This window comes from Janthinobacterium sp. JC611 (assembly GCF_018682595.1).
GTDB lineage: Bacteria > Pseudomonadota > Gammaproteobacteria > Burkholderiales > Burkholderiaceae_D > Janthinobacterium.
The window spans coordinates 150945-167510 of sequence record NZ_JAFLJN010000015.1; the positions used below are offsets into that span (position 1 = coordinate 150945).

13 protein-coding genes are annotated in these 16566 nt (G+C 65.2%); 5 read left to right on the plus strand and 8 right to left on the minus strand.

Going from position 1 to position 16566, the window contains the following annotated elements; all coding sequences use genetic code 11:
* Position 1 precedes the first annotated feature (1 nt).
* The 4 genes from J0O65_RS28110 (at position 2) to J0O65_RS11670 (ending at position 5340) form a co-directional block, all read left to right on the plus strand.
* A complete protein-coding gene (locus J0O65_RS28110; RefSeq protein WP_215406890.1) occupies positions 2–3166 on the plus strand; it encodes a S8 family serine peptidase in 3165 nt (1054 codons plus the stop codon).
* Positions 3167–3286: 120 nt separating this feature from the next.
* A complete protein-coding gene (locus J0O65_RS11660; RefSeq protein ID WP_251373676.1) occupies positions 3287–3940 on the plus strand; it encodes an AIM24 family protein in 654 nt (217 codons plus the stop codon).
* Between the two features lie 17 nt (positions 3941–3957).
* On the plus strand, positions 3958–4599 hold the full coding sequence (locus tag J0O65_RS11665; RefSeq protein ID WP_215406891.1) for an AIM24 family protein: 642 nt from the start codon (positions 3958–3960) through the stop codon (positions 4597–4599).
* 3 nt (positions 4600–4602) lie between these two features.
* Positions 4603–5340, plus strand: coding sequence for an AIM24 family protein (locus J0O65_RS11670; protein ID WP_215406893.1), 738 nt, complete (start codon positions 4603–4605; stop codon positions 5338–5340).
* 1 nt (position 5341) lies between these two features.
* Here J0O65_RS11670 and J0O65_RS11675 read toward each other — a convergent pair whose 3' ends face one another.
* Together J0O65_RS11675 and J0O65_RS11680 are read right to left on the minus strand one after the other, a co-directional pair.
* Positions 5342–6151 carry an enoyl-CoA hydratase gene (locus J0O65_RS11675; RefSeq protein WP_215406895.1) on the minus strand — a complete coding sequence of 270 codons (810 nt, stop codon included), beginning with the start codon at positions 6149–6151 and terminating at the stop codon, positions 5342–5344.
* 40 nt (positions 6152–6191) lie between these two features.
* Complete coding sequence (locus tag J0O65_RS11680; protein ID WP_215406897.1) at positions 6192–6821, minus strand: head GIN domain-containing protein; 630 nt, start codon at positions 6819–6821, stop codon at positions 6192–6194.
* A 174-nt stretch (positions 6822–6995) separates the two neighbouring features.
* Here J0O65_RS11680 and J0O65_RS11685 point away from each other — a divergent pair, with 174 nt between their 5' ends.
* Positions 6996–7553 (plus strand): flavin reductase family protein, encoded by a 558-nt coding sequence (locus J0O65_RS11685; RefSeq protein ID WP_215406899.1) that lies wholly within the window; start codon positions 6996–6998, stop codon positions 7551–7553.
* Positions 7554–7683: 130 nt separating this feature from the next.
* Here J0O65_RS11685 and gdhA read toward each other — a convergent pair whose 3' ends face one another.
* The 6 genes from gdhA to J0O65_RS11715 form a co-directional block, all read right to left on the minus strand.
* Positions 7684–9027 (minus strand): NADP-specific glutamate dehydrogenase, encoded by a 1344-nt coding sequence (gdhA, locus tag J0O65_RS11690; protein WP_215406900.1) that lies wholly within the window; start codon positions 9025–9027, stop codon positions 7684–7686.
* Between the two features lie 204 nt (positions 9028–9231).
* Positions 9232–10479: a DUF819 family protein gene (locus tag J0O65_RS11695; RefSeq protein WP_215406902.1), complete on the minus strand. Its 1248-nt coding sequence runs from the start codon at positions 10477–10479 to the stop codon at positions 9232–9234.
* 185 nt (positions 10480–10664) lie between these two features.
* Positions 10665–12026, minus strand: a complete 1362-nt coding sequence (gene trhP, locus J0O65_RS11700; protein WP_215406904.1) for a prephenate-dependent tRNA uridine(34) hydroxylase TrhP — start codon at positions 12024–12026, stop codon at positions 10665–10667.
* 92 nt (positions 12027–12118) lie between these two features.
* Positions 12119–13507 carry an FAD-binding oxidoreductase gene (locus J0O65_RS11705; protein WP_215406982.1) on the minus strand — a complete coding sequence of 463 codons (1389 nt, stop codon included), beginning with the start codon at positions 13505–13507 and terminating at the stop codon, positions 12119–12121.
* A gap of 346 nt (positions 13508–13853) precedes the next feature.
* The gene (locus J0O65_RS11710) at positions 13854–14099 is read right to left on the minus strand and encodes a DUF1059 domain-containing protein (protein ID WP_215406906.1); all 246 of its coding nucleotides are present in this window, start codon (positions 14097–14099) and stop codon (positions 13854–13856) included.
* 66 nt (positions 14100–14165) lie between these two features.
* Positions 14166–16520 (minus strand): acyl-CoA dehydrogenase, encoded by a 2355-nt coding sequence (locus J0O65_RS11715; RefSeq protein WP_215406908.1) that lies wholly within the window; start codon positions 16518–16520, stop codon positions 14166–14168.
* Between the last annotated feature and the right edge of the window lie 46 nt (positions 16521–16566).

Below are 16566 nucleotides of genomic sequence, written 5' to 3' on the forward strand. Positions count from 1 at the left end.
GATGAGATTACGTCCCGTTTCGCTCGGCATCCTCCTGCTGGCCGCCAGCCTGGCGCAAGCGGCGCAGGCGCAGGAACGCCGTTCCTACATCGTGCAACTGGTTGACAAGCCGGCCGCCACCTACACGGGCCAGGTCGACGGCCTGGCCGCCACCAAGCCAGCCCCGGGCGCGCGCATCAACGTGGGCGCGGCCGACGTGCAAGCCTATTTGAACTACCTCGACAGCAAGCAGGCTGCCGTGGCCGGCACCGTCAGCGCGGCTGAAATCACGCACCAGTACAGCGTCGTCTTCAACGGCTTTTCCGCCTTGCTGACGGACGATGAAGTGCGGGCCCTGAAGAAGAACAGCGGCGTGGCCAGCATCAGCGCCGACTCCATCCTGCAGCTCGACACCAGCTACACGCCCAGCTTCCTGGGCCTGGACAAGCCGGGCGGCATCTGGGAGCAGCTGGGCGGCAAGGCGCACGCGGGCGAAGACATCATCATCGGCATCGTCGACAGCGGCATCTGGCCCGAGAACACGGCCTTTGCCGACCGCCTCGACGAGAACGGCGTGCCCAGCCACGGCGGCAGCAACGTCGTGTACGGCGCGCCGCCGGCCAGCTGGCACGGCACTTGCCAGACGGGCGAGGGATTTTCCGCCGAGAATTGCAACAATAAGCTGATCGGTGCGCGCTACTACCGCGCCGCTACGTCGGCGCTGCACTGGACGGAATTTTTGTCGCCACGCGATTCCGTCGCCGGCCTGACGGGGCACGGCGGCCACGGCACGCACACGGCCTCCACGGCCGGCGGCAACAATGGCGCCATCGCCACCTCGGGCGGCGTGTCGCTGGGCAAGGCCTCGGGCATGGCGCCGCGCGCCCGCATCGCCGCCTATAAAGTCTGCTGGACGGCCGCCTCGACGGGCCGCAACGGCTGCGCCACGGCCGACAGCGTGGCCGCCATCGACCAGGCGGTCAAGGATGGCGTGAACGTCATCAACTTTTCCATCGGCCCGAACGCGGGCGGCGGCGCCTTCGACGAGCCGACGGAAGTGGCCTTCCTCGGCGCGGCGGCGGCCGGCGTCTTCGTCGCCACCTCGGGCGGCAATTCCGGCCCGGCCACGCCGGCGCCCGACGTGCCTGCGCCCGTCTCGCACATCAGCCCCTGGCTGGCGACGGTGGCCAATTCCACCCACAACCGCCTGTATGCGGGCAACGTCATCCTCAGCAACGGCAGCAAGCTCGAAGGCGCATCGAGCAATGCGAATACGCCGGCCCTGCCGCTGATCCGCGCGCGCGACGCGGGCCTGGCCGGCGTGCCGCCGACGGATGCCAACCTGCTGCGCTGCTTCGGCGCGGCCGATGCCACCTCGGCGTATCTGGACCCGGCGAAAGTGGCGGGCAAGGTGCTGGTGTGCGACCGTGGCGGCAACGTGCTGGTCAACAAGAGCGCGAATGCCAGGACGGCGGGCGCGGCGGGCGTGGTCATCGCCAACGTGGCCGGCGGCGCCAACACCATCATCAACCAGGCGCACGCGCTGTCGACGGTGCACCTGGCGCAGGCGCAGGGCGACGCCCTGAAGGCCTTCATGGCGGCGACGCCCGATGGCACGGCGGCATTGGGCGAAATCCACACCATCGCCGACACGACGGTGCAGGCACCCATCGTCAGCGACCGTTCCTCGCGCGGCCCGAACGTGGCCAACGCGAACATCCTGAAACCCGACCTGTCGGCGCCGGGCACGAACATCCTCGCTGGCGTGACGGCCGACCTGACGCAGGCGCAGCGCGACGCGGTGGCGGCCGGCGGCGCGGCGCCGGCGGTCGAGTGGGATTTCTATTCCGGCACGTCGATGGCCAGCCCGCACGTGGCCGGCGTGGCGGCGCTGCTCAAGCAGCAGCATCCGGACTGGTCGCCCGCGGCCATCAAGTCGGCGCTGATGACGACGGCCTTCAGCACGTATTCGGATGGCTTGAACGGGTCCGTGTCGTGGGATGCCACGGCGAAGAACTCGGGCCAGCTGCCGTGGGGCCAGGGCGCCGGCCACATCGCACCGAACGGCGCGGCCGATCCCGGCCTCGTGTACGACATGTCGGAAATCGACTATGCGCGCTTCCTGTGCGGCCTGAACCTGAAGGTCTACAGCGCCGCCACCTGCCAGGCCATCGGCACCATCGCGGCCTATAACCTGAACCTGGCGTCGCTGACGGCGGCCAACGTGCTGGGCACGCAAACCCTGACGCGCACGGTGACCAACGTGGGCGCCGGCAGCGCCGTCTACAACGTCTCGGCCAGCCTGCCCGGCTACACGGTGGCGGTGACGCCAAGCAGCCTGAGCCTGGCGCCGGGCGCCAAGGGCCAGTACCAGGTCAAGCTGACGCGCACCACGGCGCCGGCCAATACCTGGACCTATGGCGCCCTGAGCTGGACGGATGGCACGCACACGGTGCGCAGCCCGCTGACGGCGCGCGGCACGTCGCTGGCCGCCATTCCGCTGGTCAGCAGCGAAGCGGCCACGGGCAGCAAGGTGCTGACCCTGGGCACGGGCTTCACGGGCGCGCTGGTGGGCGTCAAGTCGGGCCTGGTCGAAGCCGTGCGCGAGACGCGCACGATCGGCCAGGCGGCGACGGGCGCCGCCGCATCGGCCGCCTGCAAGGCCGGCGGCGCCACGGGCGTGAACGTGCACAACGTGGTGGTCCCGGCCGGCACCCTGGCGGCGCGCTTTGCCACCTACGACGCGGAAACGACGGGCGGCGCGAATACCGACATGGACATGGAGGTCTACAACGCCGCCAATGTGCTGGTCGGCAGCAGTGGCAATGAAAGCTCCAATGAGCAAGTGGAACTGCGCCTGCCCGCCGCCGGCACCTACAAGGTATGCGTGATCGGTTTTGCGCCGCAAAACGGCCAGGCCGACTACACCTTGTCGTCGTGGGTGCTGGCGCCGGGCCTGTCGAATGGCGGCTTCAAGGCGCTGATGCCGGGCACGGCCTACACGGGCGGCACGGCCTCTGTCTCGCTGAGCTGGTCCAACCTGGCCGAAGGCAAGCGCCACCTGGGCGCCGTCGGCTACCAGGTGGCTGGCGTGGTGCAGGGCGTGACGGTGGTGGAGGTCAATACCAATGATCCCGTGCCGTTGTTCCAGAACGCGCGCAACGCCAAGCCGGTGCTGGCTGATTAAACGGCCATTGCGCCGAACGCAAGGCGTGCCTCCGGGCACGCTTTTTTTTTATGGACGGCCCCGTCCGGGAGGAATAGCGCTTGCACAGCGGTAACGCCAACGGTATCTTGTCGGATAGCCATGGCTTTGTGCCCTGGCATTCTTGGGGAGTTGCGCGTGACCAGTTTCCGCACCAATACCGACCGCCTGCTGGAAGTGCGCCTGCAGGATGAAAAAGTGCTGGCGATCGCCGGCGCCATGGTCGCCTACACAGGCAGCATCAAATTTGAAAAGTCCCTGCTCGGCGGCGAGGGCCTGTTCGGCGCGCTCAAGCGCAAGGTGACGAACGAAGGCATGCAGGTGATGCAGGCCGCCGGCACGGGTACCGTGTTTTTCGCGCAGAACGCGGCCGAGATCACCGTCATGGCGCTGGCCGGCGAAAAGCTGACCATCGAAAGCAGCAGCCTGCTGGCCTACGACACCAGCCTGAAGACGGGCACCAGCTTTGCGGGCTTGCGCGGCGCCAGCTCGGGCCAGGGCCTGTTTTCCACCACCGTCGAAGGGCACGGCAACCTGGCCGTCATTTCGCGCGGCAACCTGATCATGCTGGAAGTGACGCCCGCGCACCCGCTGCGCGTGGACCCGGACGCCTTCGTCGGCTTCAAGGGCGACATCCGCCAGGAATTTGTTTTCGACGTCAACTGGCGCACGATGATCGGCCAGAGCTCGGGCGAATCGTACCAGCACAAATTCACAGGCCAGGGCGTGGTGTTCATCCAGCCCGCCGAACGTTAAGTCAGCGAGGACCCGCCATGCCTGTCTATCAGCAAATCAATGAAAAGATGCTCGAGGTCAAACTCGGCAATGAGGAAGTGTTCGCCCGCAAGGGTGCCATGGTGTCCTACCAGGGCGACGTGGCGTTTAGCCGCTCCTTCCTGGCCGGCCAGGGCGTGCAAAGCCTGGCCATGCGCGCCGTCACGAACGAGGGCTACGCCATGATGTCGGCGCGCGGCACGGGCAGCGTGTTCTATGCGCAGGGCGGGTTGTTCGTCAGCATCGTGCCCGTGCGCGGCGAAACGTTTTATGTGGAAAGCGATTCCCTGCTTGCCTTCGATGCGCGCCTGACGGCCGGCACCATGTTCCTCGGCAACCAGGGCGGCGTGCAGGGCGTGGTGCGCGGCATGGCCTCGGGCCAGGGCTTGTTTACCACCACCTTGCAAGGCACGGGCGACGTGGCGATTTTGTCGGACGGCAATGCCATCGGCTTGCCCGTCACGCCGGACGTGCCCGTGTTCGTCGACCCGCAAGCGTACATCGGCCACACGGGACAACTGAGCTCGACCATCGTCACGGACTTGAACTGGAAAACCTTCGTCGGCCAGGCGTCCGGCGAATCGTACCAGGTGAAATTCACGGGCCAGGGCACGGTCTACATCCAAGCGAGCGAAAGGTAAGCCATGACGATTTACAATCCCGATACCTTGCCGAAGAACGATAACTTGAACCGTTTTTCGTATGTCATCGACGTCAAGGAACAGATCTTCATTCGCAAGGGCAAGATGATCGCCTTCTATGGCGAGCTGCGCTTCGAAGCCATGGGCAGCAGCGTGCTCGACCTCATCGTGCGCAACGCCTTCAATGCGCCCAAGTACGTGCACCACTTTGTCGTGGCGCAAGGGCAAGGGCAATTGATTTTGGGCGACAACGGCAACGACCTGGCGTGCTACGACCTGGACAACGCCAACATGACCATCCGCGCGAAAAACCTGCTCGGTTTTACCAAGGACGTGATCTGCCAGGAATCGACCTTGCCCGGTTATCTGACGATGATAGGCACCGGTAAAGTCATCGCCTCGTCGAACGGCCCCGTGCATTTCCTCGAGCTGCCGTGCCGCGTGGACGAGCAGGCCGTGCTGGGCTGGGCCGACTGCCCCAGCCCGTCCTATCACTACGATTACGCCCACGTGCAGGGCTGGGCCTCGGCCGCCGGCGCGCTCACGGGTTTTACCCTGTCGGGCGAGGAAAAGCAGATCGACTTCACGGGCGCCGGCACGGTGCTGGTGCAGTCGTCCGAGCTGGACGTGACGGGCAGTTCCGCCCTGATGCAGCTGCTGGCGCAATTGCCGCTGCTGGGCAAGGAAGACCTGGGCACCTTGAGTCTTTCGGTCCAGCAGCAGATGAAAGAACAGCGCTAAGCTACTTGACGGCCGCCCAGCCGGGCGGCCGTTTTTCAAGGAAGGCGGTAACGCCCTCGTCCGCATCCTCTTCCATCATGTTGCGCGCCATCACCTCGCCCGCATACGCATACGCCTCGTCCAGCGGCAGCTGGCGCTGTTTGTAAAACATGTGCTTGCCGTAGCGGATGGCCGTCGGGCTTTTCGCCATGATCTGCTGGGCCAGGCGCGCCACGGCCTCGTCGAGCGCCGCGTCGGCCACCGTTTCATTGATCAGGCCCCAGTCGGCGGCCGTGTCGGCGTCGATGAAGCGGCCCGTCACCAGCATGTCGAAGGCCCGCTTGGGCGACACATTGCGCGACAGGGCGACCGATGGCGTGGCGCAGAACAGGCCCACATTGATGCCGGAGACGGCAAAACGGGCGGAGGCGCCCGCCACGGCCAGGTCGCAGCTGGCGACCAATTGGCAGCCGGCCGCCGTGGCGATGCCGTGCACGCGGGCAATCACGGGCACGGGCAAGGCCTGGATGGCTTGCATCACGCGCGAGCATTGCGCGAACAGGGTTTGATAATACGCAAGCTGGCGCGTGGCCTGCATCTGGCGCAAGTCGTGGCCCGCGCAAAAGGCCTTGCCTTCGGCGGCCAGCACCACGCAGCGCACGTGCGGCTGCCCGGCGATGAGGTCGAGTTCAGCCTGCAGCGCCGCCAGCATGGCTTCCGACAAGGCATTGAATTGCAGGGGCCGGTTCAGGCGCAGGGTGACGAGGCCACCTTCGTCTTCGCGCAGCACCAGCGGCGCTGCGCTCTCTTGGATTGCGGGTGTTGCGGTCATGCGGTCTCCCTGGCCTGATGGCCTTGTTGTTTTATGCAATTTATTTGGCGGCATTGACGCTGCCGATGCCGGCGACCGATTTGTGCACGATCTTCGGCTTGCCGTAATAGGTCAGTTCGCCCATGCCGCGCACCACGGCGTTCAGCTCGCCCGAGGAATACACCTTGACGGAGCCGATGCCTTCGAAATTGACGTCGACGTTTTTCGCCAGCAAGGCTTTCGTATCGACGTCGCCCACGCCTTGCGCCTTCAGGCGCAGCCAGTCGACCTGGCCATCGGCGGCCAGGCGGCCCGCGCCCTTGTAGCTGATGTCGACTCTTGGACCATTGAGCTTGGTCAATATCTTCTCGCCCGCGCCTTCCGCGATCAGCTTGCGCAAGGTGGGCATGGTGATGATGATGCGCGGGTCGCCCTCGGTCTTCTTGATGTCTTTATCCTTCATGGAGATTTTCAGCTCGCCGTCGACCACTTCCGTGATCACGCCGCTGAGGAATTTCTGGTCGCCGCGCAGCAGCAGGCTTTGCTCCTTGCCCGATTCGACTTCGATGCTGATGGGGCCGCGGATATCGATGGCGTTGAAGGCGGCTACCGTGCGGGTTTGCTCGTCGGCATGCGCGAGGGGCGAGAGGCAGGCGAGGGACAGGACTGACAACAGGAACAGAGGACGCATGGCGATTTCCTTGAGTAGTTGATCAGTGTATTCTATTGTGCAACATCTCCATTGGGGAGACATTTGCGACGGACGGCACAAATCGCGGCGCGGATGAGCACCGCCGCCGACCAGCCGCGCGCCCGGCGAGGCGCCGTTGGGCTATGCTATGGCGTACCGAGTCCTGGAGACTAGATGAAAAATTACCACAAAGAAGATTATCCCGTCGCCGATATCCGGCGCTTCCTCGAACCGGGGCCGGTGGTGCTGGTCAGCTCGACGTGGAAGGGCGAAAGCGACGTCATGACCATGGCCTGGCACATGCTGATGGAATTCACTCCATCCTTGTTGGGCTGCTTCATTTCCGACGCAAACCACAGCCACGAAATGATCAAGCGCAGCATGGAATGCGTGATTAACCTGCCCACGGCCGACATGGTCGATCAGGTGGTGGCCATCGGCAATTGCAGCGGCGCAGACACGGACAAGTTCACGGCCTTCGGCCTGACGCCGCAGCCGGCCGAACTGGTGGGCGCGCCCCTGATCGCCGAGTGCTACGCCAACTTCGAATGCAAGCTGGCCCAGGTGGCGGGCAATCCGAAGGGCGGCTTCTTTATTTTCGAATGCGTGAAAGCCCACGTGGCCACTTCGCCCAAGCTGCCCGAAACCCTGCATTACCGTGGCAACGGCGAGTTCATGGTGTCGGGCCGCACCATCAGCCGCAAGAGTCTGATGAAGCCTGAAATGTTGTAGGACACCTGACCAAACCTGCTGCGCGTCGATATAGGCGGTCTGCGATGCTCACCGTACTTGAGTACGGTTGCGCTTCTCGGCCACCTCTCTCTTCCGCTCGCTACGGTTTTGTCAGGTGTCATTAGGCCGCCTAAATTACCCCCTGCGCCAGCATCGCGTCGGCCACTTTGACGAAACCGGCGATATTGGCGCCATCCACATAGCTGACGGAACCGTCCGCGCGCGTGCCGTATTGCTTGCACGCCGCGTGGATGCCTTGCATGATCTGCAGCAAACGCGCGTCGACTTCCTCGCGCGGCCAGGAAATGCGGGCCGCGTTCTGGCTCATTTCCAGGCCCGACGTGGCCACGCCGCCCGCATTGCTGGCCTTGCCCGGCGCATACAGCACGCCAGCCGCCTCGAAGGCCTTTGCCGCCTCGATGGTGGTGGGCATGTTGGCGCCTTCGGCCACGCATTGCACGCCATTGGTAATCAGCGTGCGCGCGTCGTCGATGTTCAGCTCGTTTTGCGTGGCGCAGGGCAGGGCGATGTCGACCGGCACATGCCATGGCGACACGCCCGCTTCGAAGCGTACGCCCGTGCGCGCGGCGTAGTCGCTGACGCGGCCATACAGATGGTTCTTGACCTCCATCAGGATGGCCAGCTTGTCCGGCGTAAAGCCGTCTTCATCGATGACGGTGCCGCTGGAATCGGAGACGGTGATGACTTTCGCGCCCATGGCCATGGCTTTTTCCACCGCGTACTGCGCCACGTTGCCCGAACCGGACACGGAAACGCGCATGCCTTCGAACGAGCGGCCCCGCGTCTTCAGCATTTCCTGCGCAAAATACACGGTGCCGTAGCCCGTCGCTTCGGGACGCATCAGCGAGCCGCCGAAGCTGGCGCCCTTGCCCGTGAACACGCAATCGGCGCGGTTGCTGAGTTTTTTCATCATGCCGGCCATATAGCCCACTTCGCGCCCGCCCACGCCGATGTCGCCGGCCGGCACGTCCGTGTCCGAGCCCACATGGCGGAACAGTTCACTGACGAAAGCCTGGCAGAAACGCATCACTTCGCCCGGGCTCTTGCCCTTCGGATCGAAGTCGGCGCCGCCCTTGCCGCCGCCCATCGGTAACGTGGTCAGCGCATTCTTGAATGTTTGCTCAAAGGCGAGGAATTTCAGCACGGACAGCGTGACGGAAGGGTGGAAGCGGATGCCGCCCTTGTACGGTCCGATGGCCATGCTGTGCTGGATGCGGTAGCCGCGATTGACTTGCACTTGCCCATGGTCATCGACCCACGACACGCGGAACATCACCACGCGCTCCGGCTCGATCAAGCGTTCCAGCAAGCCTTGTTCCGCGTATTTCGGGTGCTGTTCCAGGAACGGCCACAAGCTCTCCATGACTTCGGTGACGGCTTGCAGAAACTCGGGCTGACCTGGATTGCGTGCGGCGACATGCTGGACATACTCGTGAGCAGATGCGTATTTCATCAGAATTCCATGGAGGTAATCGGTTATTTGGGCAACTATCATCGCAGATTTTGCACAAAAATGGTGCGGAAATTTGGTTTTGAGGGCTTTCTGCTACATTCTGGTGATTTTGTAGGGGGCCGTGGCCGATGTGGGGGGAACGGGCCTGGCCCACAAACGACAACGCCAGCCCGAAGGCTGGCGTTGTCGTCGTTGCCGGCTGAATCACCCCGCCATGCCGCGCAGGATCAAGCCCGTGATGTAGGCGCCATAGGTGCCCAGCGCGTAGCCGAGCACGGCCAGCAGCACGCCGACGGGCGCCAGCGACGGGTGGAAGGCGCTGGCGATGACGGGGGCCGAGGCGGCGCCGCCGATGTTCGCTTGCGAGCCCACGGCCATGAAGAACAGGGGCGCGCGGATCAGCTTGGCGACGAGCAGCATCAGGCCGCCATGCACGGCGATCCAGATCAGGCCCAGCAGGAACAAAAACGGCTTGTCGAACAGGGCTTTCAAGTCCATGTGCATGCCGATGGTGGCCACCAGCACGTACAGCATGGCCGAGCCGATGGTCGAGGCGCCCGCGCCTTCCAGGCTGCGCGCCCTGGTAAAACTGAGCAGCAGGCCGAAGGTGGTGGCCAGCACGACGATCCAGAAGAAGGTCGACGTCAGGCTGTAGTCCTGCAGGCGCCATGCGGCGGGCAGGGTGGCGATCCAGCCGATGATGGGGCCGGCCAGGAAATGCGACAGGCCCGTCACGCCCAGGCCCACGCCGAGGATGATCATGATGTCGGTCAGGGTGGCGATGCGCGCGTGCTGGGCCCGGTAACTTTCGATGCTGTCCTTGAGCGCGTTGATGGCGGATAAATCGGCGCCCGTCCAGCGGTCGAAGGCACCCGCGCGGCCGGCCAGGAACAGCAGCACGGCCGTCCACACGTTGGCCACCAGCACGTCGACGGCGACGAACTGGCCGAACAGGGTGGCGTCCACTTCGAACACTTCCTTCATGGCCGCCTGGTTGGCGCCGCCGCCTATCCAGGAGCCGGCGACGGTCGTCATGCCGCGCCAGGTGTCGCCCGCCACCGTTTCCGGGTGGAGCAGGCGCAGGGCTTCGAACGAGACGAGGGCGCCCAGCATGACGCCGAGCGTTCCTGTGAGAAACATGATGATGGCCTTGGGCCCGAGGCGCAGGATGCCGCCGAAGTCGATGGCCACGCACAGCAGGACCAGCGCGCTGGGCAGCAGGTAGTCGCGCGCCACCGCGTACAGGCCGGAGGCGTTGCCATCGATGATGCCGAAGGTGTTGAGCAAGGCCGGTATCAAATAGCACATCAGCAAGGATGGGATATACGTATAGAACTTTTTCCAGAAGCCATTGGTGCGGGAGGCGGTCCAGAAAACGGCTCCCAGGGTCATGGCGAGCAGGCCGAGGACGACGGCGTCATTGGTGATCAGGGCGGGAGTGGCAGGTGGCATCGGGGATTCCGGTGAACGTGTCAGGGACGCCCGGGATGCCGATCAGGCCCCCCGGGCGCAGGGTGGCCGTATCGTATAGCAATGTTGAAGCCTAAACAAATTGTTTAGGCGGTGATGCGCGGATTTTTACTTGTCAAATCAAACACTTGTGGACTGGTTTGCCACTGCCGCCGCCAGACTGGCGGTTACAAATAGCGCGCCAGCAAGGCCTTGTCGAGGGCTGCGTCGAGCTCGATGTGCACGAAGTGGCCGCTGCCGGGCGCCACCTGGATCTCCTTGCCGTCATCGCCGAGCATGCGGGTGATGGTGAAGTCGCGGTTGCCGCCAGGATGCACGGCCTCCATCCGGTCACCCACGGCGAAGCGGTTTTTCACGTCCACCCGGGCCCAGCCGTCCGTCACGCCCAGCACGTCGCCCACGTACTGGCTGCGGTCCGCCTCGGACGCGCCGCGCATGTAGTTCTGGTGCGCCTGCGTGTGGTGGCGTTGATAAAAACCGTCCGTGTAGCCGCGGTTGGCCAGGCCTTGCAGCTGGCCCAGCAGGCCCATGTCGAAGGGGCGGCCCGCGACGGCGTCATCGATGGCCTGGCGGTAGACTTGCGCCGTGCGCGCCGCGTAGTACAGCGACTTGGTGCGGCCCTCGACCTTCAGCGAATCGACGCCGATCTTCACCAGGCGCTCGATATGCTCGACGGCGCGCAAGTCTTTCGAATTCATGATGTAAGTGCCGTGCTCGTCTTCGAGTATCGGCATCAGCTGGCCCGGGCGCTGGGCTTCTTCGATCAGATAGGGCTGGTCGGCCAGCGGGTGGCGCGGCTGCTGGTGCAGTGCGGAAAACGCGTTGTTGTCGGCTTCGGCCAGCGCCTGGTGGAATGCCAGCGGCACCACCTGCATGCCGCCCAGGTCGCCGCTGGCGTCTTCGGACGCATTTTTCACCTTGTAATCCCAGCGGCAGGAATTCGTGCACGTGCCCTGGTTCGGGTCGCGGTGGTTGAAGTAGCCGGACAGCAGGCAGCGGCCCGAATAGGCGATGCACAGGGCGCCGTGGACGAACACCTCGAGTTCCATTTCGGGGCAGCGCTGGCGGATTTCCTCGATCTCGTCGAGCGACAGTTCGCGCGACAGGATCACGCGCGTCAAGCCCATGCGGTGCCAGAATTTCACGTCCGCCCAGTTGACGGCGTTCGCCTGCACGGACAGGTGCACGGGAATCTCCGGCCACTTGTCGCGCACCATCATGATCAGGCCGGGGTCGGCCATGATCAGCGCGTCGGGACGCATGGCGATCACCGGTTCCATGTCGCGCAGATACGTCTTCAGCTTGGCGTTGTGGGCGAAGATATTGCTGGCGACAAAGAATTGCTTGCCGCGCGCATGCGCGCCGTCAATTCCTTCCTGCAAGGCTTGCAGGGTCGAAAAATCGTTATTGCGCACGCGCAAGCTGTAGCGTGGCTGGCCCGCGTAGACGGCGTCGGCGCCATAGTCGAAGGCGGCATGCATCTTGGCCAGGGAGCCGGCGGGCAGGAGGAGTTCGGGAGCGTGGCGCATGGGCGAAGGGCAAAGCCGGCGATTGTAGGCGCGCGGCGAGCGCATTGCATTGCCCTGGATCAAGGGATTGCAAGGCGCTGCGCCGCCGCAGCCTAGGTGGCCGGACAGATGTTCTGGTTGGCGCGGAACAGGTTGGCCGGGTCGTATCGTTGCTTGATTTGCGCCAGGCGCGGATAGTTGACGCCATACGCGTCGGCCGTGCGCCCGCTCTCATCCTCGGTCAGGAAATTGACGTACACGCTGCCCGTCGCATACGGCGCCGCGTCGTTGAAGAAGTCGCGTGCCCAGGCGATGCAGCGCGCGTCATCGGCCGGCGCGTCCCAGCGCGTGTGCACGTTCATCACGTACAGGGCGTCGCGGTGCGGATAGGCCGTATCCTGCGGCGCCGGCCGGCTCGCCTGCGCGCCCAGCAGGCCGAGGAAGATTTCGCATTGCGGCGTCGGCAGTTTGCCGGCATGGCGGATGACGGTATCGATGGCCGCGTCGCTGAGTTGCGTGAAGTTATGCGACTTCCAGTAGTTGCGCGCGCCCGGCGTGAGCAGCGCATCGAAGGCTTGCTGCCAGGCTGTGTACGGCATGCTGCCCAGGTGCATGCCCAGCGGCTGGCCGAATTGGCCGATGCGCTCGATCGCTTCCTGCATGGCGGCCGATTGCACGGGCGAAAACACGGGCAGGACCAGCACGTCCTGGCCATGGACCTCGGGCGGCAGGAAGGGCAGCGGCGGCGCCTTGCGCAAGACGGCCCAGACGGTCAATGCATCGGGCATGCCATCGACGAAATCGCGGTATTTCGTCAACACCGCCTTCGCTTGCGCGTGGGGGAAGACGACGAGGCCGGCCGTGACTTGCGGCCCCACCGGATGCAGCTGGAATTCGAAGCGCGTGACCACGCCGAAGTTGCCGCCGCCGCCGCGCAAGGCCCAGAACAGGTCGGGATGCTCGGTCGCGCTGGCATGCAGGAATTGTCCATCGGCCGTGACCACGTCGGCCGCCAGCAGGTTGTCGGCCGCCAGGCCCAGCGTGCGGCTGAGCCAGCCAAAACCGCCGCCCAGGGCCAGTCCCGCCACGCCCGTGGTGGAATTGATGCCCAGCGGCGTGGCCAGGCCGAAGGCTTGCGCCTCGTGGTCGAAGTCGTGCAAGGTGGCCCCGCCTTCGACGTGGGCGCGGCGCTGTTGCGGATCGATATGCACCGAGCGCATGGCCGACAGGTCGATCACCAGCCCGTCGTTGCACAGGGCGCTGCCGGCGATATTGTGGCCGCCGCCCCGCACGGCCAGGGGCAGGCCGTGGTCGCGCGCATACGCCAGCGCCGTGCGCACGTCGGCCGTGCCGGCGCAACGCGCGATGAGGGCCGGATGCCGGTCGATCATCGCATTCCAGACGGCGCGCGCGCCGTCGTAGCCAGCGTCGTCCGCTTGTAACAGTTGCCCTCTCAATGAGGCTTGCAACTCATTGAGCTGGCCATTCGTCAAGGTATTCATCATGTACCTCCCTGCGGCAGCATGCGCTTATGGGTATCGTGACGGAAACAGGGGACTGTTCCGGCGTGCCGGCCTGCATGCACCGTTTGCCAGCGCGTGGTTTCATGATAGGAAGGCGCCAGGCGCTACGCAAGCCCAGGCGCCAGCAAATGCGTCAAGAAAGTCCGAGGGCTTGCGCTGGACAGGCCCTGAACGAAGGCGCGCGACGGCTTCAGGCGTAATCCCGCCATGGCCGCGTTCAGGCCGATATGTCCCCGCTCCACCAGGGCGAGAAAGCCGGCCTTGGCCCGCTGCGCGTCGCCATGCTGGGCTTGCGCTTGCAGAAACCGGCGCAAGCCCTGGCAGGTTAGTGCGCGTGCGAGGCCCCGCTGCTGCCGGCCTGTCTCGTCATGGGCAGGTGTTCAGGCGGCATGCCGTCCTTGAACAGTTGACGCAGCTGCTGGCGCAGCTCCGGCGTGTCGTGGTGATGGTGTACCGAGACCGCATGCTCCACAGCAATGCCCAATAGTTCTTCCTCGCTGTCGGCCGAGATAGCTACCGAGCAATGCGCGTCGCTGGGGAATTCCCGGCAATCGATGAATTTGCGCGTCATGATGGACTCCTTTCTGCAAAGGGCGGGCACCGCGCCCGCTCCATTCAGTATAGGTCGCAAATTCGCCTAGGCGGCGCGGCTGCCGCTATCTGCCTCGTGCATCGGCAAGGGTTTGGGCTGCGCCGCCGCGGCCGGAAAATCGTCGACCTGGATCAAGCCGTCGACCAGGCGCGCATATTCCAGCAAGGTGTTGTGCTCCTGGCAGCTGACCGAGCCTGCCCGCTTGGCCGAGGCCAGCCACTGCTGCATGGCGGACAGGCTTTGCGGCAGGTGCCGCAGGGCGGCGCCCTCGGGCGTGTCTTTCAGGCGTTTTTCGATGTGCAGCACGTCGGGCAGCAGGGCCAGCGCCCGTTCTGCGCAGGCGACGGGATCGGCCGCGTCGCTGGCGACATGGCCGTCGGCCAGCAGCCGTTCGCGGTCGGCGCCCGGCGTTTGCAGGGCCAGCGCCACCTCGCTGCCCAGCTCGTCGGACGGCGGACGGTGGGGCAGGCCGAAGGGAAACAGCAAGGTGCGCAGCAGCACGGCCAGCACGCGCGCGGGGAAATTGTCGAGCACGCCCGTCAAGCCCTGCCGGGCCTTGACCAGCGCATCTTGCAGCGACCAGTGCACATAGGGCAGGTCGGCCTCGGGACGGCCATCGTCCTCGTAGCGCTTCAGCACGGACGAGGCCAGGTACAGCTGCGCCAGCACGTCGCCCAGCCGGGCGGACAGCCGCTCGCGGCGCTTGAGCTCGCCGCCGAGCACGAACATCGACATATCGGTCATGACGGCGAAGGCCGTCGACAGCCGCGTCAGGGCGCGGTAATAGGGCGCCAGTACGGGCGCGCCGGCGTCGGGCACGGCCGCCAGGCGCGCGCCGCCCAGTCCGTACCACAATCCCCTGGCCAGGTTGCCCAGCACAAAGCCGACGTGGCCAAAGAAGGCCGCATCGAAATCGCGCAAGGCCTTGCGGCCGTCGCTGTCGCTGACGGCGGCCATTTCCCTGAGCACATATGGATGGGCGCGGATGGCGCCCTGGCCGAAGATGATCAGGCTGCGCGTGAGGATGTTGGCCCCTTCGACGGTAATGGCGATGGGGATTTGCTGGTAGGCGCTGGCGAGGAAATTGTTGGGCCCGATGCAGATGCCCTTGCCGCCCAAGATATCCATGCCGTCGTTAACGAGCGCGCGGCCCCGCTGCGTGACGTGGTATTTGACGATGGCGGAAATGACGGCCGGCTTCTCGCCCAGGTCGACGGCGTGCGCGGCCAGGGTGCGGGCCGCATCCATCAGGTACAGGTTGGCGCCCATGCGGGCCAGCGCTTCCTGCACCCCTTCGAATTTACCGATGGACATGTTGAACTGGCGCCGCACGGCCGCATACGCGCCGGTGCCGCGCACGGCCATCTTGCCCATGCCGACGCTGGACGAGGGCAGCGAAATGGCGCGCCCGGCCGCCAGGCATTCCATCAGCATGCGCCATCCCTTGCCCACTTGCGCCTGGCCGCCGATGACCCAGTCGATGGGGATGAAGACATCGGTGCCGGAAGTGGGGCCGTTCTGGAACGCGGCGTTCAGGGGATGATGGCGGCGGCCGATCACCACGCCGTCGTGGCTGGCGGGGATCAGGGCGCAAGTGATGCCCGGTGCATCGTTGTCGGAGAGTAAATGGTCGGGGTCGCTGGTCTGGAAGGCCAGGCCCAGCAGGGTCGCCACGGGCGCCAGGGTGATGTAGCGCTTGTTCCAGCTGAGGCGGAAACCCAGGGTGGCGCGGCCTTCGTGCACGCCCATGCAGACGACGCCCAGGTCGGGAATGGCGGCCGCATCGGAACCCGCATACGGGCTGGTCAGCGCAAAGCAGGGAATCTCCGTGCCGGCGGCCAATCGCGGCAGGTAATAATCTTTCTGTTCTTCGGTGCCATAGTGCAGCAGCAATTCGGCCGGCCCCAGCGAATTGGGCACCATCACGGTGACGGCCAGCGCCGAGCAGCGGCTCGACAGCTTCATCACCACTTGCGAATGCATGTAGGCGGAGAACTGCTTGCCGCCGTATTGCTTGGGGATGATCATGCCGAGGAAACCCTGGCTTTTCATGTAGGCCCAGGCTTGCTCTGGCAAGTCGAGTTGCTGCTGCGTTTGCCAGTCGTTGACCAGTTCGCACAAGCGCTCGACGTCGTGCTTGAGAAAGTGGCGCTCCTCGGCCGTGAGCGAGGCGGGGCCATAAGCCAGCAGCCTGGACCAGTCGGGCCGGCCGGAAAACAGCTCGGCATCCCACCAGGTCGTGCCCGCTTCGAGGGCGTCGCGCTCCGTCCCGGACATGCTCGGCAGGATGCGCTTGAACAGGGCCAGCAGGTGTGGTGCAAGCAGGGCGCGGCGCACGGGGCCGGGCGCGAACAGTGCAAGCAGGCCCAGCAGGGCCACCGTCAGTATTATCGTCAGCATGCGATCTCTCCCGTTGAATGGGAACAGGATAGGCCGATATGGCCGA